Here is a 21812-nt window from a genome sequence, read left to right as displayed (position 1 = left end):
TTTAAATCAATGACTTGCGTATATCAGGGGGCGGCCAGGAAGGTCTGAGCCAGTTTCACCCAGTAAGTCGCGCCCACCGGCAGCAGGGCGTCGTTGAAGTCGTAATTCGGGTTGTGCAGCTGGCACGGCCCCATGCCGTGATAGGTTTCCAGCCGGTGCCCGCCGTCGCCGTTGCCCAGGAACAGGTAGGCGCCCGGCACCGCCTCCAGGAAGAAGGAAAAGTCCTCGGCGCCCATGAAGGGCGGCATGTCCCGCAGCACTTGGTCGGCGCCGAACACGTCTTCGGCCACCTGGGCGGCGAAGGCCGTTTCCTTTTCCCAGTTCACCAGCGGCGGATAGGCCCGCACGAAATCCAGTTCGCCCGTGCCGCCGTATACCTGAGGCAGCGTGGTGGCGATGCGGCGCATGTCGGATTCGATCTTGTCCAGCGCCTCCACCGTATAGGTGCGCACGGTGCCGCGCAGCACGGCCTCGCCGGGAATCACGTTGTAGGCGTCGCCGGCGTGGATCTGCGTGATCGACAGCACTGCCTGGTCCAGCGGATTCTTGCTGCGCGAGATCACTGTCTGCAGCGCATGCACCATGTCGGCCGCCACCACGATGGGATCGACCGAGGCGTGCGGCTGCGCCGCGTGGCCGCCCACGCCCTTGATGACGATGTCCCAGCGGTTGCTGGAAGCCATGGTCGGCCCGGCGCGGAACCCGAACTGGTTGACCGGCATGCCCGGCATGTTGTGGATGCCGAACACCGCGTCGCACGGAAAGCGGTCGAACAGGCCGTCCTCCATCATGGCGCGCGCGCCGGCGTTGCCGCCTTCCTCGGCCGGCTGGAAGATGAACACGATGGTGCCGTCGAAGTCGCGATGCCTGGCCAGATACTGCGCCGCACCCAGCAGCATGGTGGTGTGGCCGTCATGGCCGCAGCCGTGCATGCGCCCGCTGATAGTGGACTTGTGCGCGAACCGGTTGTGCTCGGGCATGGGCAGGGCGTCCATGTCGGCGCGCAGCCCGATGGTTTTCTTGCCGCTGCCGGCGCGCAGCACGCCCACCACGCCGGTTTTCCCCAGCCCGGTGTGGACTTCCAGCCCCCACTCCCGCAGGCGTTCGGCCACCAGCGTGGAGGTGCGCGTTTCCTGGAAGGCGAGTTCGGGATGGGCGTGGATATCGCGGCGCAGCGCGGTCAGCTCGCCGTGTACGCGTTCGATTTCGGCTATGGTTTTCATGGCTGTGGATAAACGGTAGGAGTGTAGATAGGCGTTTTTTCTAGGCCGCGTCGTTCAAATGGCAGGCGCTGAGCTGGCCCGGCGCGACTTCCTTCAGCAGCGGCCGCTCGGCGGTGCAGCGCGGCATGGCGTGCGGACAGCGCGGATGGAAGGCGCAGCCGCTCGGCGGGTCCAGCGGCGAAGGCAGTTCGCCCTTGATCGGCTGGTACGTGCGCCGCCCCGGCTGCAGCGTCGGCAGTTCTTTCAGCAGGGCCTGGGTGTACGGATGGTTGGCGCGCCGGAAAACGGTGTCGGTGGGCGCCAGCTCCACCACGCGGCCCAGGTACATGATAGCCACGCGGTCTGAAATATGGCTGACCACGCTCAGGTTGTGGCTGATGAAAAGATAGGTCAGGTCCAGGTCGGCGCGCAATTGTTCGAACAGATTAAGCACCTGGGCCTGGATCGACACGTCCAGCGCGGCGACCGCCTCGTCGCACACGATGACCGAAGGCTTGAGCGCCAGCGCCCGCGCAATACCTATGCGCTGCCTCTGGCCGCCCGAGAATTGATGGGGATAACGCTGTGCAAAACTCGCGTCCAGGCCCACCTGGCGCATCAGCCCCGCCACGTACTCGGCCTTGTCGCGCGAGCGCACCAGGCCGTGCGCCACCGGCGCCTCGCCGATGATCTCGCGCACCCGCATGCGCGGATTCAGCGAGGCGTAGGGGTCCTGGAAAATCATCTGCACGCCCAGTTCGTACGCCTTGCGCGCCGGGCCCGCCAGGTCCTGCACCGGCTTGCCCTGGTAATGCACCTCGCCGGCCGTCGGCGGCAGGATGCCGCAGACCACGCGGCCCAGCGTGGATTTTCCACAGCCCGACTCGCCCACGATGCCGATCACCTCGCCGGGCATCACGTCCAGGTCCACGCCGGCCACCGCGTGCACGACCTGCGTCTTCAGGCCCGCGCCCAGCAGATTGGCGATGCGGCCGGCCAGGTCCACGCGCTGCACGAAGCGCAGCTCGACCTGGCGCAGGGACAGGATGGGGCGGGAATCGGCGGCGTTCATTGGATGTCGGGGCCTCCTGCATGCCAGCAGCGCACCCATTGCGCCGGACGGACTTCCACGGGCTGCGGCTCGACCAGACAGGCGTCGGTGGCGCGCGGGCAGCGCCCCCGGAACGCGCAGCCCGCCGGCAGGTTGAGCAGCGACGGCGTCATGCCGGGAATCGGCACCAGCGGCTTGCCGCGAGATTGCGGCGTGGGAATGGAAGCGATCAGGCCATGCGTGTAGGGATGCATGGGATGGCTGATCACGGCCTCGGTGCTGCCGGTTTCGACCACGCGGCCCGCGTACATCACGGCCACGCGGTCGGCCAGCCCGGCCACCACCGCCAGGTCGTGCGTGATCCAGATCAGGCCGGTGCCGGTCTCGCGGCACAGCTTCTGCACTTCGAACAGGATCTGCCCCTGTATGGTCACGTCCAGCGCCGTGGTCGGCTCGTCGGCGATGATCAGGCGCGGCGAATTCAGCAGCGCGATCGCGATCGCCACGCGCTGGCGCATGCCGCCGGACAACTGGTGCGGATAGCTGCGCAGCCGCTCCTGCGGAGACGGAATGCCGACCATCGCCAGCGTCTGCAAGGCGCGCTGGCGCGCCTGTTCGCGCGTGGCCGGGCCGTGCGCCTGCACCGCCTCTATCATCTGCGTGTCCACGCGCAGCACCGGGTTCAGCGTCATCATCGGGTCCTGGAAGATCATCGCGATCTCCTGGCCGCGCAGTTGCCGCCAGCGCGCCGGCGTGGCGCCGCGCAGGTCTTCCCCGTTCAGCCGCAGCTCTCCGTCGACGATGCGGCCCGGCGGGTCCAGCAGCCCCATCAGCGAAAAGCCGGTAATGCTCTTGCCGGAGCCGGACTCGCCCACCAGCCCCAGGATCTCGCCTTCGGCCAGATGCAGGTCCACGCCGTCGACCGCCTTCACCACGCCGGCGCGCGTGAAGAAATGCGTCTTCAGCCCGCGCACTTCCAGGATGGAGCGCGGCGCGGCGGACGGGTTTTCCACAGGCTGGGTCTGCATCGCGGCGCCCCTCAATTCGCGTGGCGCGGGTTGAGCACGTCGCGCAGGTGATCGCCCACCAGATTGATGGCGATGATGGCCAGCGCGAGCGCGATGCCGGGAAAGAACGAGATCCAGTACTGGCCCGACAGCAGGTATTCGAAGCCGTTGTAGATCAGCATGCCCAGCGACGGCTCGGTCACCGGCACCCCCACGCCCAGGAACGACAGCGTGGCTTCCAGCGCGATGGCGTGCGCCAGGTCTATGGTGGCGATCACGATCAAGGGCGGCATGCAATTGGGCAGCACGTGGCGAAACAGCACCCGCCCCCATGACAAGGACATGCAGCGCGCCGCCTCCACGTATTCCTTGCCGCGCTCGACCAGCGCCGCGCCGCGCGCCGCGCGCGCGAAATACGCCCACTGCACCACGATGAGCGCGATGATCACCTTGTCCACACCCTTGCCCAGGATCGCCAGCAGCATCAGCGCCACCAGGATGGCCGGAAACGACAATTGGATATCCACAATGCGCATCAGCAAGGCGTCGATGCGGCCGCCGAAATAGGCCGCCACCAGGCCCACGGTGGCGCCGATGCCGAAGGCGGCCAGCACCGACACCGTGGCCACCAGCAGGCTGGTGCGCATGCCGTACAGGATCGCCGACAGCAGGTCGCGCGCCTGGCCGTCGGTGCCCAGCCAGTAGCGCATGCTGGCGTCGCCGCTTTCGCTGCCCGGCGGGAGCTTGGAATCCATGATGTCCAGCATCGCCAGGTCGTACGGATTCTGCGGCGCGATCCACGGCGCCAGCAGCGCGGCGCCCACGATCAACACCAGCATCGCCAGGCCCAGCGTGGCCAGCTTGCTGGCGAAGAAATCGCCCAGGAAGCGGCGCCAGGGCGTCTGTTCCCGGACCGGTTGCGCGGTCGCGGCGGCGGGGGCGGAGACGGGCGTGGTCATCGGCGGCTATCCAGTCGTACGCGGGGGTCCAGCACCGTATAGATGATGTCCACCACCAGGTTCAGCATGACCAGGAAAAACACGATCAGCAGCAAGTAGGCCACCACCACCGGACGGTCCAGGTTGATGATGGAATCGATCAGCAGCTTGCCCATGCCTGGCCAGGAAAACACCGTCTCGGTCACCACCGCGAACGCCATCACCTGCCCGAACTCCAGGCCCGCGACCGTCACCACCGGAATCAGGATGTTCTTGAGCAGATGCACGCCCAGCACACGCTTTTCCGACAGTCCCTTGGCGCGCGCGAACTTGATGTAGTCCATCGGCAGCGCCTCGCGCGTGGCCGCGCGCGTCACGCGGATGATCATGGCGCACTTGGCGAACGCAATGGTGGCGGCCGGCAGCGCCAGGCTGAGCCAGCCGTCGAAAGTCAGCACGCTGAGCTGCAGGGCGCCGATGCTGACGGTCTGCCCGCGCCCGCCGGCCGGCAGCCAGCCCAGCATGACGGCGAACACCATGATGAGCATCAGCCCCACCCAGAAGTTGGGCAGCGAAAAACCCAGCACCGAGCCCGTCATGATGGCCCGCGATCCGGGCGCCTCCGGCTTGAGGCCGGCGCGTATGCCCAGCGGCACGCCGATCAGCACCGACATCAGCATGGCCACACAGGCCAGCTCCACCGTGGCCGGCATGCGCTCCAGGATCAGCCGCATGGCCGGCTCGCCGGTCAGGAAACTGTTGCCGAAGTCGCCGCGCACCGCCTGGCCCATGAAGATCAGGTACTGCCGCCACAACGGCAGGTCCAGGCCCAGCGAGGCGCGCACCGCGGCGCGCTGCGCCTCGGTGGCTTCCGGGCTGGCCAGCATCGAGACCGGGTCGCCCACCATGTATATGCCGGCGAAGACCAGCGCCGACATGACGAACATGACGACGATGGTCTGCAGCAGCCTTCTTACGATCGTGGCCAGCACGTGGCGTTATCCGCGGGCACGCTACTTCTTCAGGGTCGCGTATTGCGCCAGCGTGACCTGGTCCGGCCGGCCCTGGTAGCGGATGTCGTTCTTCATGGCCCACACCGACAGCTCGAAATGGATGGGCAGCATGGCGTAGTCATCCATGGCGATGTTGCCGGCCTCGGACAGCAGCTGCGCGCGCTTGGCGTCGTCCATGGTGGACGAGGCCTCCTTGACCAGCGCGTCCATCTTCGGATTGGAATAGCGGCTGCGGTTGGTGGTGCCCAGGCCCGCTTCCGGGTTGCGCGTCACCAGCAGCGACGTCAGCGCGTTGGACATTTCGCCGCTGGTCACCGACCAGCCCGCCAGGTAGGCCGAGAACTTGTAGCTGTCGCGGCTCTTGAAGAACACCGGGGGCGTCAGCGCGTCCACGCTGGTCTTGACGCCGATGCGCGTCCACATCGAGGCGATCGCCTGCGCCACCTTGGAGTCGTTCACATAACGCCCCGAAGGCGAGCCCAGCGTGATCGAGAAACCGTCGGGATAGCCCGCTTCCTTGAGCAGCGCCTTGGCTTTCTCGACGTCGGCCTTGGGCGCCTTGGAATGTTCCTTGCTCGATCCGAACATGGGATAGGGCAACAGGTTGCCGGCCGGCAGCGCCACCCCGCCCATCACGCGTTCGACCAGCGCCTGGCGGTTGATGGCCAGCGACAGCGCCTCGCGCACGCGCTTGTCCTTCATGGGGTTCTTGTCGGTGCCCTGCACGCCGGGCGACGGCTCGGCGTACTGGTCCAGCGCGACGTACACCACGCGCACCGACGGCGTTTCCTCGACGTAGAGCTTCTTGTCGGCCTTCAGCTTGGGCAGGTCGTCGGTCGGGGGATCCTCGATCATGTCCACGTCGCCGGCCAGCAGCGCCGCCACGCGCGCGGCCGCATTGCTGATCGGGCGGTAGACCACGCGATCCCATTCGGGCTTCTTGCCCCAGTAATTGTCGTTGCGCGCCAGCACGAACTCGGCGCCGCGTTTCCACGACACGAACTTGTACGGGCCGGTGCCAATCAGGCCGTCGCCGCTATTGAGTTCGGTGGTGGTCTTGCCCTCCGGCGCCGGCCCCGAGGCCGCCTTCTTGGACATGATGGGCAACTGCGCCAGGTTGACCAGCAGGTTCGGCGCCACTTCCTTGGTGGTGATGCGCACGGTATGCGGATCGACCGCCTCGGTCTTTTCCACCGCGCCCAGGTACAGCGTGAAGGGCGACGGGCTGTTGGGCACCTTGGGCACGCGCGCATAGGTGAAGACCACGTCTTCGGCGGTGAACGGCGTGCCGTCGGAGAACTTCACGCCGGGCCGCAGCTTGAAGGTCCACACCTTGCCGTCCACGGTCCAGGACTCGGCCAGCGCGGGGCGCGGCTTGAGCTGCGCGTCGGTCGCCACCAGCGTGTCGAAAATGGTCTGGGAGATCTGCGTATTCGGCGTGAGCGCGTGATACTGCGGGTCCATGGAGGACGGTTCGGTCTTCAGGGCGATCACCAGATCGCGGGCCATGGCCGAACCGAGAGTGCCCAACGCCAGAACCGCCGCGGCCGCGCCGCAGGTCAAGACACGCGAAAACCGAGACGCCATAGTGATCTCCCAGAGTAGTTTCGGGTTTTGAACCTCCGGGCCACATTAACCAGCAAACAAGCCGCCGCGCAACAGTTATATTCCCTTATTGTCCTTGCCCCGCCCCGCCTGAAATATGTCTGTCCACGCCCCCATCGCCGCCATCGCCACCGCCCCCGGAAGAGGCGGCATCGGCGTCGTACGGGTCTCGGGCGCGGACCTCTCGGGTTTGGCGCGCCGCCTGTTCCAGCGCGACCTGACCCCACGCCATGCCCACTACCTGCCCTTCAAAACCGAATCCGGAGAACTGCTGGACGAAGGCATCGCCATTTATTTCCGGGCGCCGCACTCGTACACCGGCGAGGACGTGCTGGAACTGCAAGGCCACGGCGGGCCCGCCGTGCTGCGCCGCGTGCTCGACAGCTGCCTGGCCGCCGGCCGCGACCTGGGCCTGAGGCTGGCCGAGCCCGGCGAATTCACGCGCCGCGCCTTTCTCAACGACCGCATGGACCTAGCCCAGGCCGAGGCCGTGGCCGACCTGATCGACGCCTCGTCGGTGGCCGCCGCGCGCGGCGCCATGGCCTCCCTGTCGGGCGAATTCTCGGCGCGCGTGAACGACCTGTCCGACCGCATCGTGCATCTGCGCATGCTGGTCGAGGCCACGCTGGACTTCCCCGAAGAGGAAATCGACTTCCTCGAAAAATACCAGGCGCGCCCGACGCTGGAAGCCCTGGCCACCGACCTGGCCGCGCTGATCGCCCAGGCGCGCCAGGGCGTCATCCTGCGCGAAGGCCTGCACGTGGTGTTCGCCGGCCAGCCCAACGTCGGCAAATCCAGCCTGCTCAACGCGCTGGCCGGCGACGACATCGCCATCGTGACCCCCATCGCCGGCACCACCCGCGACAAGGTCGTGCAGGAAATCCATATCGACGGCGTGCCGCTGCACATCGTCGACACCGCCGGCCTGCGCGAAACCGAAGACACCGTCGAAAGCATAGGCATCGCCCGTACCTGGCAGGAAATCGAACGCGCCGACGTCATCCTGCACCTGCAGGACGCCACCCAGCCCGGCGACCAGCTCGACGCCCAGATCACCGGGCGCCTGCCGCCGCGCACGCCGGTGCTCAAGGTCTACAACAAGATCGACCTGCTGGCCGCCCCCTTCGCCGCCGGTCCCGGCGAACTCGGCATCTCGGCCAAGCGCGGCATCGGCCTGGACGCGCTGCGCGCCGAACTGCTGCAGATCGCCGGCTGGAACCCGGGGGCGGAATCCCCTTGGCTCGCGCGCGAACGCCATCTGCACGCGCTGCAGGCGGCCGCCGAACACCTGGCGCTGGCCGGCGAACACGCGCAACAGGACGACCGCGTGCTGGACCTGTTCGCCGAAGAACTGCGCCTGGCGCACGACAGCCTGTCCAGCATCACCGGAAAATTCACCAGCGACGATCTGCTGGGGGAGATTTTTTCGAGTTTTTGTATTGGGAAGTGAGGCCAGCTTCAGGGCCGGCAAAATGCTTGCTCGACCATTTTGCGCAAGTCCGCAAAATGGTCCGCCACTGATTCGTAGATCAGGCTGCAGCTTTCTAAGGCAATCCGGACCGCGATACCGGCAACCCGCAATCACTGCTACGGCTTGCGCGCCGCCTCCACCAGGCATTCCGACAGCCGGTCGAAATGCTTGAGCGCCGCCTGGCTGAGTTCGACCTGCTTGCGGCGGGCATCCTCGGTGTCGACCAGCTGCACCCAGCCTTTCTCGCGCATGGATTTCAGGCGCGCGTGCAGGGTCGCGGGCGAGCCTATGCTGTCGACGGCCATGACGTCGCGCACCGACAGGCGGCGCTCTTCCTGAGAGGCGCGCGCCACCAGCGTGAGGATGCGTTCTTCCACCGGGTCCAGAGTGGGCAGCGAGGGCAGGCCTCGCAGCGCGTCGGCCAGGCGCAGAAAGCGCAGGTAGATGTCGGCGGGCCTCTTTCTTTGTTTCATGGATAATGACGCGGCGACCGAGGGCGGGCAACGAAAAGTGGGCAAAGATACTTAGGTTATGGGCGACATTCTAAGGCAGGGAAAATGGGTGCTGGCCACGACCTTCCTGTTTCTCGCCAGTCTGGCAATCAACGAGTGGGTGTTCACCAATCTGGAATTCATGCGCGGCGTGAACTGGGTCTACCTGCCCGCCGGCGTGCGGCTGGTTGCCACGCTGCTGTTCGGGCTGCCGGGGGCGATGGGCGTGCTGATCGGTTCGTGGACCGCCTACTTTTTCTACCATTTCCCGAACGACGTCGTGCAATCGGTGGCCGGTGGCATCATGGAAGCCGCGGCGCCCTATCTGGCCTATCTCTGGGCCCGGAGCGCGCTGCGGCTGCGGCCGGACCTGGGCAATCTGACCACCGGACGCCTGCTGGCCTGCGCGGTCAGCTACGCGCTGGTGAATTCCGCCATCCACCACGCCTGGTTTTTCCTGCATGGCGCGCGCGAAACGCTGGCCACCGGGTTCGTGGCGATGTTCATCGGAGACCTGACGGGCGCCCTGTTCGTGCTGTATGCGCTCAAGGCGGCCACGGCCGTGCTGCGCCGGCTTGCGGCCGGCGCACGCACTGACCGATAGCGGTATCAGCCTGCCAGCACCGCCGGGTCCCGTTCGGGCGTTTCGCTGTCCAGGGCCGGCGCGACGGTTTGCTGGTTGCAGCCGGCCAGCGCCCGGTCCAGGCGCGCCGCAAGCTGGCGCATGTCGCGGGCGCGCTTGCCATGCAGCACGCGGCCCAGCGCGCCCAGGTTGAGCGCCATGATTCTCAGTTCCGCGCATTCGTTTTGCGCCAGCGGAATATGCGGGTCCGCGCGCTGCTCGATGCGGTCCAGAACGGCGACGCACGCCTCGTGGAATCTGGCGTACTGCTGCCAGAGATTGGGCGCGTCGCTACCTGCCGTGGCAGACTTGCCGGGTGCCATGGATGCTCCTGTGGGTACTGCTGATCATTCTTCTTGTGACTGCGCGCCCTCATGGGGCGCGCAGCGGTTTAGTTATAAATTCTATAACTAAATTGCCGGCAATGCCGGCGACCGCCTGCAAGGCCGCGGCCGGACTCGTATTTTTCGCCCGGCCAGAATACGAGTATTTACTCGCAATCAAGCGGCAGGCTTGCTTTCGGCCCTTTCTCCAGGGACCGCGAGCCGCGCCCGCCGGTTGTTGGCCAGCGACTTGGCGTACACGGAATCCGGCCTGATCCGGTGCGCGATCACGTAGGCCGTGACGCAGGCCAGCATGAGCGGCAGCATGACTTCGTAGCTCAACGTCATCTCGAAGATCATCAGGATGGACATCAAGGGCGCATAGGTGGTGGCCGCCAGCAGCGCGCCCATGCCGACGATGGCGTAGCTGGACACGGCCGAAAGATCGCCCGCGGGAAACAGGGCTTGCAGGCCGGTGCCGTACAAGGCGCCGAGCGCCGCCCCCACGAACAGGGTCGGGGTGAACACGCCGCCCACCGCGCCCGACCCCACGCTGGCGGCGGTGGCCAGCGTTTTCAGCAGCAGGATGGCGGCGACCGCCTGCCATGCCCATTGCGTGTGCAGCATGCTGTTGACCACGCTGTAGCCATTGCCCCAGACCTCGGGGTTGACCACCGAAAGCGCGCCCACTATCAGCCCGCCCGCGGCCATCCTGGCCCACAAGGGCCAGGGCAGCCGGCCGAAGGCGCGCCGCGCCACGTCCAGGAAGCGCAGGAACTGCGGCGCCGCCAGGCCGGCGATCAGGCCCAGGCCCAGATAATTGATGACTTCCCAGCCCGACACGAAATCGAAGCGCGGCATATGGAACACCGCGTCGTAGTGCAGGATCTGGCGCGTCACGATATTGGCCACCACCGACGAGACCACCAGCGGCACCAGCGTGGCCGAGGAAATCGCGCCGTAGACGATTTCGGAAATGAACAACGCGCCGGCGATCGGCGCGTTATAGGCGGAGGTGATGCCCGCGGTGGCGCCGCAGGCCACCAACAGCCGCAGATGCCGGGGCGGCAGCACCAGGTAGCGCCCGCTCAGCGAGGACAGCATGGCCGCCAGCTGCACCATGGGGCCTTCGCGGCCGATCGAGGCGCCCGAACTGATGGAAAAGATCGACGACAGGCTGCGCGCGATGGTCTGGCGGAAACCGATGACGCCGCGGCCCACCGAGATCGCTTCCATATAGTCGGCCGCGCCGCGCTTGGGCAGGCGGCTCGCGGCCAGCTGCAGGATGACGCCGGCCACCGCGCCGCCGGCGGCGGGCAGCAGAAACCGCTGCCAGGGGTCCAGCCCCCGCGCCAGCGACACCATGCCGTGGGGCGCGTCGCCCCCGCCGAGCAATACCTGCGTCCAGCCCAGCAGTTCCCGGAACACCACGGTGGCCAACGCCCCCAGCAGGCCCATCAAGGCGGCCGCGCAGACGGTGGCGGGCAGGTTGTCGGCCAGCAGACGCCCTCGCAGCCAGGTCGCCCAGCCCGAATGCTTGATTCTGATTTCTTTCGCCATGGCTCGGATTTTACGGCGAAAGCTGCTCACTTTTTGTTCAGTCCCTTGTAATGAAAGCGGGCGTTCCAGGCCCCGAATCCCGGTTTCCGATAGGCGCTCAGCGGGCCTTTAAACGCGTCTGGAAGGCCGAAAAAGCGGGGATGCACAAGCCGGTTTTTCGGGGTAAAAGTGCCCGTTTCCCGGTCCGCACCCAGGAACAGGGCTGTGGATAACTCCTAGGGCGGCCGGTTGTGCACATTTTGTGGAGGCAAGTTGAACAAGCAGGGGTTTCGGACCGGGTCCAAAATCTTGTCCAACTTCAGCTTTTTTCCCACACAGAGTTCTTGCACAGCCAAAAACGGCCGCAAGACTATGAAAAAAAAGAGGTTTTAAGGGTTAAGGTAGTTATCCACAGCCCTTATTAATCATTAGTCTTTATATAAAGAGAAATAAAGGAAAAGCCAAACATGTCTTCCCATTCCGCCCAGCCATCCCCCCGCGGACTCCGTCCATGCGCATCCTGCTGATAGAAGACGAAGCCGAACTTGCCCGCTGGCTTTCACGAAGCCTGGCCCGCCATGCCGGCTTCGTCGTCGAGTGGGCCGATGACGGACTGGTTGCCGAACGACGCCTGGCGGTCGAGGAATTCGACGCCGTCATCCTGGACCTGGGACTTCCCGGCATGGATGGCCATACTTTGCTGGCCAAGATCCGCGCGCGGGACGACCGTACGCCGGTGCTGGTCCTGACCGCGCGCGATTCGCTGGCCGAAAAAATCGGGACACTCCACCAGGGCGCGGACGATTTCCTGCCGAAACCCTTTGTCGTGGAAGAATTGGAAGCGCGCCTGATTGCGCTGATCCGGCGTAGCCGCGGGCGCGAACATCCGCGGCTGACTCTGGGAAACCTGGTTTTCGAGACTGCCGCGCAAAAATTCACGGTCCACGGACAGGCCCTGCAGTTATCCCCACGTGAACACGCGGTGCTGCGCGTGCTGATCCAGAAAAGCGGAGAACCCATCAACAAGCAGCAGATCCTGGACCGCATCCTGACCGACGACGCGGACATCAACCTGGAGGCCATCGAGGTCCTGGTGCACCGGCTGCGCAAAAAATTGGCGGATACCGGCGTGCAGATCGTGACCATGCGGGGCATGGGCTACTGCCTGGAGAACGCTGTTGACAACCCGTAGTTCGAAAAAAACCGGGCAGAAACGCAACCGCACCCTGAAGACCCAGTTGCTCTGGTGGCTGATTCCAACCCTGGTCCTGGTGATGGTGGGCGCGCTCTGGATGTCCAACCAGCAGCTGCGCAACCAGGTCGATACGGCCTACGACCGATCCCTTGCCGGAGCGCTGCGCGCCATCGACCACAACATATCCACAGCCAGCGGTGGATTAGCCATGGAGCAGCCATACCTGATGCTGGAATTTTTCGAGCTGACGGCCAATGGCAGCGTGTTCTACCGCGTGGCCACCGAGGACGGGCTGGCCGAAATCGGCTATCCCGACCTGCCCATGCCCGCCGAACCGCTGGTTTCAGGCGAGCCGCGCTTTTTCTACGCCACCTACCAGGGCACGCCGGTGCGGGTGGCAGTGCTGGCCCGCCCCATGGACCCGCCGCTGTACGACAACAAAGGGGGACGGGTAGTAGTGCAGGTCGCGGAGGGGCTGGGCACGCGCCAGGCCTTCCTGCACCGGGCCCTGGTGCGCTCCGTGGAGCGGGACCTGGCCGTCATCCTGATCAGCGTCCTGGTGATCATCGTGGGCGTTTTCATGGCCTTGCGGCCCCTGGCCCGGCTGCGGCAGGAGGTCGAAGGGCGTTCTGCGGACGATTTAAGCCCCGTCAGCGCGTCCGACATGCCGGGGGAGGTCCTACCCCTGGTGGCGGCCGTAAACCTCCACATGGCCCGTTTTGCGGCCCAGGCGAGGGTCCAGAGCCAGTTCCTGGACGACGCATCGCACCAGTTGCGCACGCCGCTGTCGGTTTTGCGGACCCAGATGGCCTATGCCCTGCGCGAAACAGACCCCCAGGAGGTCCGTACAGCCCTTCTGGCGATGCAGGAGGGGCTGGACAGGGCCGTACGCACCACCAACCAGATGCTGGCCCTGGCGCGCGCAAAAGACGCCTCCCTGGCCGAAGGGGGATTTGTCCCCGAATCGGTGGACCTGGTGGACCTGGCCGACGGCGTCATCCGCGGCCTGCTGCCCACCGCCCGCCTGCGCCAGCTGGACATCGGCCTGGAGGCCGAGCAGCGGCCCGTCATGGTGCGCGGCGCTGACTGGCTGCTGCGCGAAGCGGTCAGCAACCTGGTGGACAACGCCATCCGCTACACCTCGCCGGCCGGGGAGGTCACGGTGCGGATACAGGCCGACGCCGTCCAGGCCCGCCTGCTGATCGAGGACAGCGGCCCGGGCATGTCCGCCGACGACATCGCGCGGGCCTGCGTGCGCTTTCGCCGCGGCGCGGCCGGCAAGAACAAGCCCGGCGCCGGCCTGGGCCTGGCCATCGTCGGCACCATCGCCGAAATCCTGGGCGCGCGATTGGTGCTGGAGAACCGCGCGCCGCTGCCTGGACTGCGGGCGGCATTGGTGTTTACCCTTGGATCGGCGTCGGATGCTGCGCCGCGGCAAGAAATCGGTCCAGTTTGAAAGGTGTTGGAAAGGTTCGATTTTGTACGGTTGCGTTCACTGGGGCAGCCACCGTGCAGAATCGGCGGCGCGGCTTCCAGACACACCTAGACCTATAAATCTCGGAGACGCAAAAATGCAGACGAGTCTGAAGCTGCGCCTGGCCGCCTTTGCGGCGCTTGGCGCGATCACCCTGTCCCTGGGAGCCGCGCAGGCGGCCGAAGAGCCCCGCCGTCCGGAATGCATCGCCCCGGCCCAGCCCGGCGGCGGCTTCGACCTGACCTGCCGCCTGGCCACCGAAGGCCTGAAGCAGAGCGGCGCGCTCAAGAGCGCCATGCGCATCGTCTACATGCCCGGCGGCATCGGTGCGGTGGCCTACAACAACATCGTGGCCCAGCATCCCAACGAGCCGGGCACCATCGTGGCCTTCTCCGGCGGTTCGCTCCTGAACCTGGCGCAGGGCAAGTTCGGCAAGTACAACGTCAACGACGTGCGCTGGCTGGCCGGCATCGGCACCGACTACGGCGTGGCGGTGGTCCGCAACGATTCGCCGTACACCGATCTCAAGAGCCTGATGGAAGCGTTCAAGCAGGACCCGACCAAGATCGTGCTGGGCGCCGGCGGTACCGTGGGCAGCCAGGACTGGATGAAGGCCGCGCTGACCGCCAAGGCGGCGGGCGTGGACTTCAAGAAGATGCGTTTCGTGGCCTTCGAGGGCGGCGGCGAAGCCGTCACCGCGCTGCGCGGCGGCCATATCCAGGCCTACATGGGCGACGCGGCCGAAGCCTTCACCATGCTGGAAGGCGGCGCTCCGATCCGCGTGCTGGCGGTGTTCAACGACGAACGCCTGCCGGGCAAGCTGGGCACCGTGCCCACCGCCAAGGAACAGGGCTATGACATCGTGTGGCCGATCATCCGCGGCTTCTACGTGGGCCCGAAGGTGTCTGACGCCGACTACCAGTTCTGGGTCGACGCCTTCAACAAGGCGACCAACTCGCCCGAGTTCGCGAAACTGCGCGAGCAGCAGGGCCTGTTCCCGTTCAACAAGACCGGCGCCGAGCTGGACGCCTACGTGAAAGAGCGTGTCCGGCACTACGGCGAGCTGGCCGATTCCTTCGGCCTGATCAAGAAGTAAGCCAGGCCTTACTCCCCCGTTCGCGCCCGTCAGGGCTCCTTTCCGCCGCGGTCCGGCCGCGGCGGCGGGAGGCGCTGCGCCGCGTGATGCGACTACATCGGAAAAGTGATCATGAACGATCGAATACTGGGATTGGCGGCGCTCGGGCTCGCCGTCTTCCTGACCGCCGCGGGCTGGGGCATCGAAGCCCCGTTCGCCTATGAGCCCGTCGGCCCGCGCGCCTTTCCGCTGCTGCTGGCGCTGATCATCGGCCTGTGCGGCCTGTGGCTGGTCTACAAGGGCGGCCACCAGGTGGAGGCGAATCCGCCGGGCGCCAACGGCCGCATCGCGCTGATGGTGGTGTTCGCCACGGCCTATGCGTTCCTGTTCCAGTGGCTGGGCTTCGTGATCGCCACCACCCTCATGACGGTGTTCGTCGGCCGCCTGTTCGGCGGCGGCTGGATCAAGTGCGCCATCGGCGGCGTGGTCATGAGCATTTTCTTTTTCGTGCTGTTCGACAAGGTGCTGGACGTGGTCCTGCCGGCCGGACTGCTGGAGAACCTGATATGAGCGCCATTCTTGATCATCTGTCGATCGGCTTCGGCGTCGCCTTCTCGGCGACCAACCTGCTGGTGGCCGCCATCGGCTCGTTCTTCGGGACGATGGTGGGCGTGCTGCCCGGGCTGGGGCCGATCAACGGCGTGGCGATGCTGATACCGATCGCCTTCGCCATGAATCTGCCGCCCGAGACCGCGCTGATCCTGCTGGCGGCGGTGTACGTGGGCGCGGAGTACGGCGGGCGCATCACGTCCATCCTGCTGAACGTGCCGGGCGAGGCCAGCGCCATCATGACGACGCTGGACGGCTATCCGCTGGCGCGCCAGGGCCTGGCCAGCGTGGCCTTGTCGCTGTCGGCGTGGTCGGCGTTCTTCGGCGCCATCGTGTCGGTGGTCGGCATCATCCTGCTGGCGCCGCTGCTGGCCAAATGGGCGCTGGCCTTCGGCCCGGCCGAGTACTTCGTGCTGATGGTGTTCGCGTTCTGCTGCCTGACCAGCCTGCTGGGCAAGCAGCCGGTCAAGGGCGTGCTGGCCGCGATGATCGGCCTGGCGATTTCGGTGGTGGGCGTGGACGCCAACTCCGGCGTCTACCGCTATACGTTCGAGTCGGTGCACCTGGCCGACGGCATCGACTTCGTGGTGGTCGTGATCGCGCTGTTCGCGGTGGCCGAAATGCTGGAGATGCTGGAGAAAGTCATGGCCGGCCACAGCGTCGAGGTCAAGCCCAGCGGCCGCAAGATCTTCAATCTGAAAGAGCTGGTCTTCACGTGGTGGAGCGTGGTGCGCAGCGCTTTCGTGGGCTTCGGCGTGGGCGTGCTGCCGGGCGCCGGCGCCAGCGTGGCCGCGGCCGTAGCGTACTCGCAGGAAAAGCGCATCATCGAAGCCAAGGACCCGAACGCCAAGTTCGGCAAGGGCGACATGCGCGGCCTGGTGGCGCCCGAGGCCGCCGCCACGGCCTCGGCCATCGGCTCCTTCGTGCCCATGCTGACGCTGGGCGTGCCCGGCTCGGGCACCACGGCGGTGATGATGGGCGCGCTGACCCTCTACAACATCACGCCGGGCCCGGTGCTGTTCGATTCCAAGCCGGATCTGGTGTGGGGCCTGATCGCTTCGCTGTTCGTCGCCAACGTGCTGCTCTTCATCATGAACGTGCCGCTGGTGCGCCTGTTCTCCAAGGTGCTGTCGGTGCCGGGCTGGCTGATGGTACCGGGCATCCTGTGCATCAGCTATATCGGCGTGTACGCGATCAACGCGGGCACCTTCGATCTGCTGCTGGTGGCCGGCATCGGGACGCTGGGCTACTTCCTGCGCAAATTCGGCGTGCCGATGGCGCCGCTGGTGCTGGGCGTGGTGCTGGGAGACATGATGGAGCAGAACCTGCGCCGCGCGCTGTCGATCACCGACGGCGACGTAGGCGTGCTGTTCGCCAGCCCGGTCTCGATCGGCCTGTGGGCAGGCGCTGCCGCCGTCGTGATCGTGCCGCAAATCATGCGCAAGCTGCGCGCAGCAAGAAAGGTTGCCGCCGACCCGGCCTGATGCGAAGCCGGCGCGGATGCGCCGGGGCATCGCCGGAACTGCATGGGGCGCCTCGCGGCGCCCCTTTTTTATCCATCGAAACCGGCAAAATATGAATATGAGCTTTTACTCATATTCGGTCGAAGTTGCCGTCAGACCCGGGCCAGCCGCTGCAGCGCGGAGTCCAGGGTTTCGTCCTTTTTCGCGAAACAGAAACGCACGATGCGATGGTTCGATTCGGGCGCGTCGGGATGGCGGTAGAACGCCGAAACCGGGATCACGGTGACGCCGTGATTGACGGTCAGGTCGCGCGCGAAGTCGGCCTCGTTCTGGCGCGAAATCTCGCTGTAATCGGCCAGCAGGAAGAACGTGCCGGGGCTGGGCAGCGGGCGGAAACGGGTCGTTTCCAGTCCTTGCGCCAGGCGGTCGCGCTTGGCCTGGTAGAAGGCCGGCAGATCCAGGTAGGGCTTGGGGTCGCGCATGTATTCGGCCAGCGCGAACTGCATGGGCGAGGGCACCGTGAACACCATGAACTGATGCACCTTGCGCAGTTCGGCGCTGAGCTGGCGCGGCGCGCAGCAGTAGCCTATCTTCCAGCCGGTGGTGTGATAGGTCTTGCCGAAGGACGAGATCACGAAGGCGTGCTCGGCCAGCAGCGGGCGGCGCGCCACGCTGGCGTGCGGCCTGCCGTCGAACACGATGTGCTCGTAGACCTCGTCGGAAACCAGCAGCACGCCGGTGTCGCGCACGATGGATTCGAGCGCGTCGAGGTCGCTGTCGTCCAGCACGGCGCCGGTGGGGTTGTGCGGGAAGTTCAGCATCAGCAGGCGCGTCTTGGACGTGATCGCGTCGCGCACTCGCTGCCAGTCGATGCGGTAGTAGGGATCGTCTGCGGTCGGCGCGCGCAGCGGCACCGGCACCGCGGTGCCGCCGGCCAGGCGGATCGCCGGCAGATAGGAGTCGTAGCAGGGCTCGATGACCACGACTTCGTCGCCGCTGCCCACGGCGGCGAGCACCGTGGCCATCAAGGCCTCGGTGGCGCCGCTGGTCACCGTGATCTCGGTTTCGGGATCGTACGCGTGGCCATAGCATGCGAGCGTCTTGGCGGCGATGGCTTCGCGCAGCGGCGCGACGCCGGGCATGTAGGGGTACTGGTTGTGGCCCTCGGCCATGGCCTTGGAGACCAGCTCGCACAAGGCGGGATCGGGATCGAAGTCTGGGAAGCCCTGGCCCAGGTTGATGGCCTTGTGTTCGACGGCGAGGCGGCTCATCACGGTGAAGATGGTGGTGCCGACGTCAGGAAGTTTGGATCGGATCATGGTGGACGAGGAAGTGGACGCTACCAGCGCAGAGAGTTTTCGTAAGTATCCCACTAACTCATAATTCGTTTTCTCGAAACGCAGCGATATGGAAGGGGGCGTGGTGCAGAGTATGTCGGGTAGGGTGCTGGGCGGTTTCGTGATCGCGCTGGCCGGAGCGTTGCTGGCCGTATGGGCGCATATTCCGCTGCCCTGGATGCTGGGCGCGCTGCTGTTGACGGCCGCGACGCGGATCGCCGGATTGGGCACGGCCTGCCCCAGGCCCGCGCGCAACGGCGGGCAGTGGGTGATCGGCACCTCGCTGGGCCTGTACTTCACGCCGCAGGTGATCGGGCATATCGGCAACAACGCCGGCCCCATCGTCGTGGGCATGCTGTTCGCGCTGGGGCTGGCGTTTCTGGGCACGGCGATTCTGCGCCGCTACACCGACGTGGATTTCAAGACGGCCTGGTTCTCGGCGGCCATCGGCGGCGCCAGCGAGATGGCCAACCTGGCCGAGCGCCACGGCGCGCGCATCGACCGCGTGGCGACGGCGCACAGCGTGCGCGTGCTGCTGGTGGTGGTGACCGTGCCGTTCATTTTCCAGTGGTGGGGCGTGGCCGGGCTGGACCCCACCGTGCCCGGGCCGCGCGAGGTGCATGGCGCCGGCCTGGCCTTGCTGGTGGCGCTCACCTGCGTCGCCGGCGCCATCTTCATGAAGCTGCGCCTGCCCAATCCCTGGGTACAGGGGCCGATGCTGGTGGCAATGATCCTGACGGCCTCCAGCATCGAGCTGTCGGCGCTGCCCGACTATGTGCCGAAGATCGGGCAGCTGTTCATAGGCTGGTCGCTGGGAGACCGCTACCGGCCCGATTTCTTCCGCGCCGCGCCGCGCTTCATCGCGGCGATGGCCGGCTTCACCATTCTGGCGCTGGCCCTGGCCTTCGGCCTCGGCGCCCTGTTGTCGCTATGGTCGGCGGCCCCGATCCCGACCCTTATTCTGGGCACCACGCCGGGCGGCATCGCCGAAATGGCCATCACCGCCAAGGTGCTGCAGCTGGGCGTGCCGGTGGTCACCGCGTTTCACGTGACGCGGATGGTGTTCGTGGTGCTGGTGACGGGGCCGCTATACCACCTGCTGGCGCCGCGTCAGGCGCGCTCCGCCTGAGCCGGATTGCTTCAAGTCTGAAAAATACGACATTGGGGAAAACAACTATATGAGTCTGTAATGTCCGGTGAGTATGCTGGTCAGGCAGTTGATTCAAGCAGCGCGCGGACTCGTTCTGCAGCCTGGCGGCAGGCGGGAACGCAGCAGCAACGCAGGTGTCACAACCGGTCGTTCAGTTCTCACGGCGTCCTTGATTCATTGCATTTCGAGTTAATTACAGGACGCTAGAAAAAATGGCTCAGAAGGGCAAAGTTAAGTGGTTCAACGCTGACAAGGGTTACGGTTTCATCACTCCGGACGTCGGCGGCACCGATGTTTTCGCACACTTTTCCGCCATTCAGGGCCGCGGCTATCGCAGCCTGAATGAAGGGCAGGAAGTCGAATTCGAAGTCAAGGATGGTCCGAAAGGACCTCAAGCGGCCGAAATTCGCCCGCTCTAAATCGGGAAATCCCAATTTCCCGTCTGCCAGGCTTGGCCTGGCTACAACGCCCCAAGACCTCAGGTCTGGGGCGTTGTTTCATTTGGGCGGCGTCGTCCAATGCGGGCGCCGCCGATTTTCCGTTTCGGGTTTTCAGCCATTTGTTAGTAGCTACTAACATATTCTCGGGCCGTGGATAAGTTTGTGGATAATTATTTTCGGGCATGAGTATTTTCATGCGCAGTAATGAAGCATTTCATTGCTCCCACGCAAGGATTTGCAGAGTTATCCCAAATTCCGTACCGCATTCCTGGTCTTGCCCAGGCAATGGCGCAAGGACCGCTACGGTGGTCTGACTGTCCTCAATACGCGCATTTTCCCCAGTAAATACGCAGGTTTGGGCGGATTTTCCCGCTCCAGCGGGGCACAGGCCTCTATATTCTTCCGGCGCCCCAAGGCCGATTTTTGGCCCGCCGGCGGGCGGTTGTTCACAAAGATATCCCCATCTCGGTTATGCACAGAATTAGGCCTTTGGTAGCCCGATTCGGGTGTTCGCGCCTGTGGATATAAATGGGGATAGCAGGAGCTCGCTAAGACTTTCGGATGGCATGGATGCCCAATGGCAGATGGCCCACGCCAGGCCGCTAGCCGTCGTGCGCGGTTAATTTTTCTGTCTTGAATCGTGCAGGCGAGTTTTCCACAACGCGCAGGGGATAATCCGGCACTCACCCAAAAGGATGATGGCGCGGCGAGCCGGGCAGGAGCAAGATACTTGCTTCATCAAAGATTCCCGATGACGGCGCTCTATGGATGCGATAGATCCGGAATATGGCTGCGGCATGGGATAACACTGGGGATAAGCCAAGGCGATGAACTTGGCAGGCGATTCCAGTTCGGAAATCAAATCTTGTTGGCCGGCGATGTCAGCCCGGCGGTGAGTTTTTCGGCGCGGCCGTTCGGCGGCGCCATCTTATCCACAAAGTTTTCCACGGTTATGCAGGGCGCTATGCGGCTTTTCGGCGCTGCGCTTTTTGCTGCTTTCTTGCTTTCATTTTCGAGTACTGCACGCGCCGCTTTCATAGGGGGCAGCTTGCGTATTTGTGCATTTTCATGGATTTGGCCTGGCGATTCCGGTGCGCGGCGAATAGGCGTGGGAACGCCCCTTGCGGCTGTCCGTATTCGACTTATCCCCAAAGTTGTTCCACGTGAAACGCGGGCACGCAGTAATTCAACGACAGCTGGATTTGTTGATAACTTTGTTATGAACTCGAAGCCGGTTTTATTGGGTCAATTTTGCTGATCTCGGCCAGCATGGAACTTTGCCGGAATGTTTTTCATAACGTGTAGCGGAGCGATCGTGGACAACAGTTCACGAATGCGTCGTCTGCCTTTGCTTGATTATGTGGTGAATACTTCGGAAAAATTGATTTTTCAGGGGTAGGGGTAGGGTAGGGGTGGAAATATCAGTTTTTCTTCGTTTCATCGGAACTTCGTGGTTTCACGTGAAACAACGATGAGGGACTGACGTTTTCATCTGCCTTATGTTTCACGTGAAACACGAAAAACGCTGTGGAGACGATGTTTCACGTGAAACATCGAGATCGGCGTCTTATGTGTCGAACCTGGAAATGACTATCCGGCTAAATGGGACTCCAAGGTAGTGTTTCACGTGAAACATCGCAGCACCGCGGGCCTTCCTTTAGACATCTGAATCCCGATGTTCCACGTGGAACACGCATTCGAAACACCGGCAGGTGCCGACATATTGTGCGGGTCTCCATGCCTGTCGTTGTCAATTGCCGACGCCTGAAGGGAGCTGCGACGCTTCGTTGCTGCAGCGAAACATGTT

Annotated in this window: 20 protein-coding genes; 9 read left to right on the top strand and 11 right to left on the bottom strand. The window is 64.9% G+C overall.

Translation table 11 applies throughout. From position 1 onward, the window contains the following. Window positions 1-23 precede the first annotated feature (23 nt). Genes AC1M14_RS26575 through AC1M14_RS26550 form a run of 6 tightly spaced genes read right to left on the bottom strand, consistent with a single transcriptional unit; the run spans window position 24 to window position 6798 of the window. Window positions 24-1223 carry a M20 aminoacylase family protein gene (locus AC1M14_RS26575; RefSeq protein WP_102774975.1) on the bottom strand — a complete coding sequence of 400 codons (1200 nt, stop codon included), beginning with the start codon at window positions 1221-1223 and terminating at the stop codon, window positions 24-26. Window positions 1224-1263: 40 nt separating this feature from the next. Beyond that, window positions 1264-2274, bottom strand: a complete 1011-nt coding sequence (locus AC1M14_RS26570; RefSeq protein WP_209166007.1) for an oligopeptide/dipeptide ABC transporter ATP-binding protein — start codon at window positions 2272-2274, stop codon at window positions 1264-1266. After that, window positions 2271-3281 (bottom strand): ABC transporter ATP-binding protein, encoded by a 1011-nt coding sequence (locus tag AC1M14_RS26565; protein WP_479730711.1) that lies wholly within the window; start codon window positions 3279-3281, stop codon window positions 2271-2273. The genes AC1M14_RS26570 and AC1M14_RS26565 overlap by 4 nt, the downstream gene beginning before the upstream one ends. A gap of 11 nt (window positions 3282-3292) precedes the next feature. Further along, window positions 3293-4219, bottom strand: coding sequence for an ABC transporter permease (locus AC1M14_RS26560; RefSeq protein ID WP_102774978.1), 927 nt, complete (start codon window positions 4217-4219; stop codon window positions 3293-3295). Beyond that, a complete protein-coding gene (locus tag AC1M14_RS26555; protein ID WP_102774979.1) occupies window positions 4216-5190 on the bottom strand; it encodes an ABC transporter permease in 975 nt (324 codons plus the stop codon). The genes AC1M14_RS26560 and AC1M14_RS26555 overlap by 4 nt, the downstream gene beginning before the upstream one ends. Window positions 5191-5211: 21 nt before the next feature. Continuing rightward, entirely contained in the window at window positions 5212-6798 is a 1587-nt protein-coding gene (locus AC1M14_RS26550) for an ABC transporter substrate-binding protein (RefSeq protein ID WP_111826282.1), read from the bottom strand. 115 nt (window positions 6799-6913) lie between these two features. On the opposite strand from AC1M14_RS26550, the gene mnmE reads away from it, so the two are divergent. Beyond that, complete coding sequence (mnmE, locus tag AC1M14_RS26545; RefSeq protein ID WP_479730710.1) at window positions 6914-8266, top strand: tRNA uridine-5-carboxymethylaminomethyl(34) synthesis GTPase MnmE; 1353 nt, start codon at window positions 6914-6916, stop codon at window positions 8264-8266. Window positions 8267-8403: 137 nt separating this feature from the next. Here mnmE and AC1M14_RS26540 read toward each other — a convergent pair whose 3' ends face one another. Further along, complete coding sequence (locus AC1M14_RS26540) at window positions 8404-8760, bottom strand: winged helix-turn-helix domain-containing protein (protein ID WP_479730709.1); 357 nt, start codon at window positions 8758-8760, stop codon at window positions 8404-8406. Window positions 8761-8818: 58 nt separating this feature from the next. On the opposite strand from AC1M14_RS26540, the gene AC1M14_RS26535 reads away from it, so the two are divergent. Next, window positions 8819-9382, top strand: a complete 564-nt coding sequence (locus AC1M14_RS26535) for a hypothetical protein (RefSeq protein WP_111826286.1) — start codon at window positions 8819-8821, stop codon at window positions 9380-9382. A 5-nt stretch (window positions 9383-9387) separates the two neighbouring features. On the opposite strand, the gene AC1M14_RS26530 is transcribed toward AC1M14_RS26535, so the two are convergent. Both AC1M14_RS26530 and AC1M14_RS26525 read right to left on the bottom strand, forming a co-directional pair. Then, window positions 9388-9723: a hypothetical protein gene (locus tag AC1M14_RS26530; protein ID WP_111826287.1), complete on the bottom strand. Its 336-nt coding sequence runs from the start codon at window positions 9721-9723 to the stop codon at window positions 9388-9390. 177 nt (window positions 9724-9900) lie between these two features. Further along, the gene (locus AC1M14_RS26525) at window positions 9901-11283 is read right to left on the bottom strand and encodes a ClcB-like voltage-gated chloride channel protein (RefSeq protein ID WP_102774985.1); all 1383 of its coding nucleotides are present in this window, start codon (window positions 11281-11283) and stop codon (window positions 9901-9903) included. A 490-nt stretch (window positions 11284-11773) separates the two neighbouring features. On the opposite strand from AC1M14_RS26525, the gene AC1M14_RS26520 reads away from it, so the two are divergent. The 5 genes from AC1M14_RS26520 to AC1M14_RS26500 all read left to right on the top strand — a co-directional run bounded on the left by AC1M14_RS26520 (window position 11774) and on the right by AC1M14_RS26500 (window position 17099). Next, window positions 11774-12454 carry a response regulator gene (locus AC1M14_RS26520; RefSeq protein WP_102774986.1) on the top strand — a complete coding sequence of 227 codons (681 nt, stop codon included), beginning with the start codon at window positions 11774-11776 and terminating at the stop codon, window positions 12452-12454. Beyond that, a complete protein-coding gene (locus tag AC1M14_RS26515) occupies window positions 12441-13913 on the top strand; it encodes a sensor histidine kinase (RefSeq protein WP_479730708.1) in 1473 nt (490 codons plus the stop codon). The genes AC1M14_RS26520 and AC1M14_RS26515 overlap by 14 nt, the downstream gene beginning before the upstream one ends. Before the next feature lie 115 nt (window positions 13914-14028). Next, window positions 14029-15027 (top strand): Bug family tripartite tricarboxylate transporter substrate binding protein, encoded by a 999-nt coding sequence (locus tag AC1M14_RS26510; protein WP_102774988.1) that lies wholly within the window; start codon window positions 14029-14031, stop codon window positions 15025-15027. Window positions 15028-15138: 111 nt separating this feature from the next. Next, a complete protein-coding gene (locus AC1M14_RS26505) occupies window positions 15139-15576 on the top strand; it encodes a tripartite tricarboxylate transporter TctB family protein (protein ID WP_102774989.1) in 438 nt (145 codons plus the stop codon). After that, entirely contained in the window at window positions 15573-17099 is a 1527-nt protein-coding gene (locus tag AC1M14_RS26500) for a tripartite tricarboxylate transporter permease (RefSeq protein ID WP_102774990.1), read from the top strand. Before AC1M14_RS26505 ends, AC1M14_RS26500 begins: the two co-directional genes overlap by 4 nt. Before the next feature lie 131 nt (window positions 17100-17230). On the opposite strand, the gene AC1M14_RS26495 is transcribed toward AC1M14_RS26500, so the two are convergent. After that, a complete protein-coding gene (locus AC1M14_RS26495; protein ID WP_479730707.1) occupies window positions 17231-18397 on the bottom strand; it encodes a pyridoxal phosphate-dependent aminotransferase in 1167 nt (388 codons plus the stop codon). Window positions 18398-18485: 88 nt separating this feature from the next. Here AC1M14_RS26495 and AC1M14_RS26490 point away from each other — a divergent pair, with 88 nt between their 5' ends. Both AC1M14_RS26490 and AC1M14_RS26485 read left to right on the top strand, forming a co-directional pair. Further along, on the top strand, window positions 18486-19544 hold the full coding sequence (locus tag AC1M14_RS26490; RefSeq protein ID WP_479730706.1) for an AbrB family transcriptional regulator: 1059 nt from the start codon (window positions 18486-18488) through the stop codon (window positions 19542-19544). 233 nt (window positions 19545-19777) lie between these two features. Further along, window positions 19778-19984, top strand: coding sequence for a cold-shock protein (locus AC1M14_RS26485; protein ID WP_006216596.1), 207 nt, complete (start codon window positions 19778-19780; stop codon window positions 19982-19984). 879 nt (window positions 19985-20863) lie between these two features. Here AC1M14_RS26485 and AC1M14_RS26480 read toward each other — a convergent pair. After that, window positions 20864-21043, bottom strand: coding sequence for a hypothetical protein (locus tag AC1M14_RS26480; RefSeq protein WP_479730705.1), 180 nt, complete (start codon window positions 21041-21043; stop codon window positions 20864-20866). Window positions 21044-21812 lie beyond the last annotated feature (769 nt).

The organism is Achromobacter sp. SX5 (assembly GCF_056711425.1).
Note: the sequence above shows the minus strand (reverse complement) of the source record. Positions and strands in the feature narration are given on the sequence as shown.

What these genes read in the sequence shown, in the direction of transcription:
- AC1M14_RS26575 (WP_102774975.1), bottom strand. Translation starts at nt 1,223, where the DNA reads ATGAAAACCATAGCCGAAATCGAACGCGTACACGGCGAGCTGACCGCG.
- AC1M14_RS26495 (WP_479730707.1), bottom strand. Translation starts at nt 18,397, where the DNA reads ATGATCCGATCCAAACTTCCTGACGTCGGCACCACCATCTTCACCGTG.
- AC1M14_RS26525 (WP_102774985.1), bottom strand. Translation starts at nt 11,283, where the DNA reads ATGGCGAAAGAAATCAGAATCAAGCATTCGGGCTGGGCGACCTGGCTG.
- AC1M14_RS26560 (WP_102774978.1), bottom strand. Translation starts at nt 4,219, where the DNA reads ATGACCACGCCCGTCTCCGCCCCCGCCGCCGCGACCGCGCAACCGGTC.
- AC1M14_RS26485 (WP_006216596.1), top strand. Translation starts at nt 19,778, where the DNA reads ATGGCTCAGAAGGGCAAAGTTAAGTGGTTCAACGCTGACAAGGGTTAC.
- AC1M14_RS26565 (WP_479730711.1), bottom strand. Translation starts at nt 3,281, where the DNA reads ATGCAGACCCAGCCTGTGGAAAACCCGTCCGCCGCGCCGCGCTCCATC.
- AC1M14_RS26500 (WP_102774990.1), top strand. Translation starts at nt 15,573, where the DNA reads ATGAGCGCCATTCTTGATCATCTGTCGATCGGCTTCGGCGTCGCCTTC.
- AC1M14_RS26570 (WP_209166007.1), bottom strand. Translation starts at nt 2,274, where the DNA reads ATGAACGCCGCCGATTCCCGCCCCATCCTGTCCCTGCGCCAGGTCGAG.
- mnmE (WP_479730710.1), top strand. Translation starts at nt 6,914, where the DNA reads ATGTCTGTCCACGCCCCCATCGCCGCCATCGCCACCGCCCCCGGAAGA.
- AC1M14_RS26490 (WP_479730706.1), top strand. Translation starts at nt 18,486, where the DNA reads ATGGAAGGGGGCGTGGTGCAGAGTATGTCGGGTAGGGTGCTGGGCGGT.
- AC1M14_RS26540 (WP_479730709.1), bottom strand. Translation starts at nt 8,760, where the DNA reads ATGAAACAAAGAAAGAGGCCCGCCGACATCTACCTGCGCTTTCTGCGC.
- AC1M14_RS26520 (WP_102774986.1), top strand. Translation starts at nt 11,774, where the DNA reads ATGCGCATCCTGCTGATAGAAGACGAAGCCGAACTTGCCCGCTGGCTT.
- AC1M14_RS26530 (WP_111826287.1), bottom strand. Translation starts at nt 9,723, where the DNA reads ATGGCACCCGGCAAGTCTGCCACGGCAGGTAGCGACGCGCCCAATCTC.
- AC1M14_RS26550 (WP_111826282.1), bottom strand. Translation starts at nt 6,798, where the DNA reads ATGGCGTCTCGGTTTTCGCGTGTCTTGACCTGCGGCGCGGCCGCGGCG.
- AC1M14_RS26510 (WP_102774988.1), top strand. Translation starts at nt 14,029, where the DNA reads ATGCAGACGAGTCTGAAGCTGCGCCTGGCCGCCTTTGCGGCGCTTGGC.
- AC1M14_RS26480 (WP_479730705.1), bottom strand. Translation starts at nt 21,043, where the DNA reads ATGAAAGCGGCGCGTGCAGTACTCGAAAATGAAAGCAAGAAAGCAGCA.
- AC1M14_RS26505 (WP_102774989.1), top strand. Translation starts at nt 15,139, where the DNA reads ATGAACGATCGAATACTGGGATTGGCGGCGCTCGGGCTCGCCGTCTTC.
- AC1M14_RS26535 (WP_111826286.1), top strand. Translation starts at nt 8,819, where the DNA reads ATGGGCGACATTCTAAGGCAGGGAAAATGGGTGCTGGCCACGACCTTC.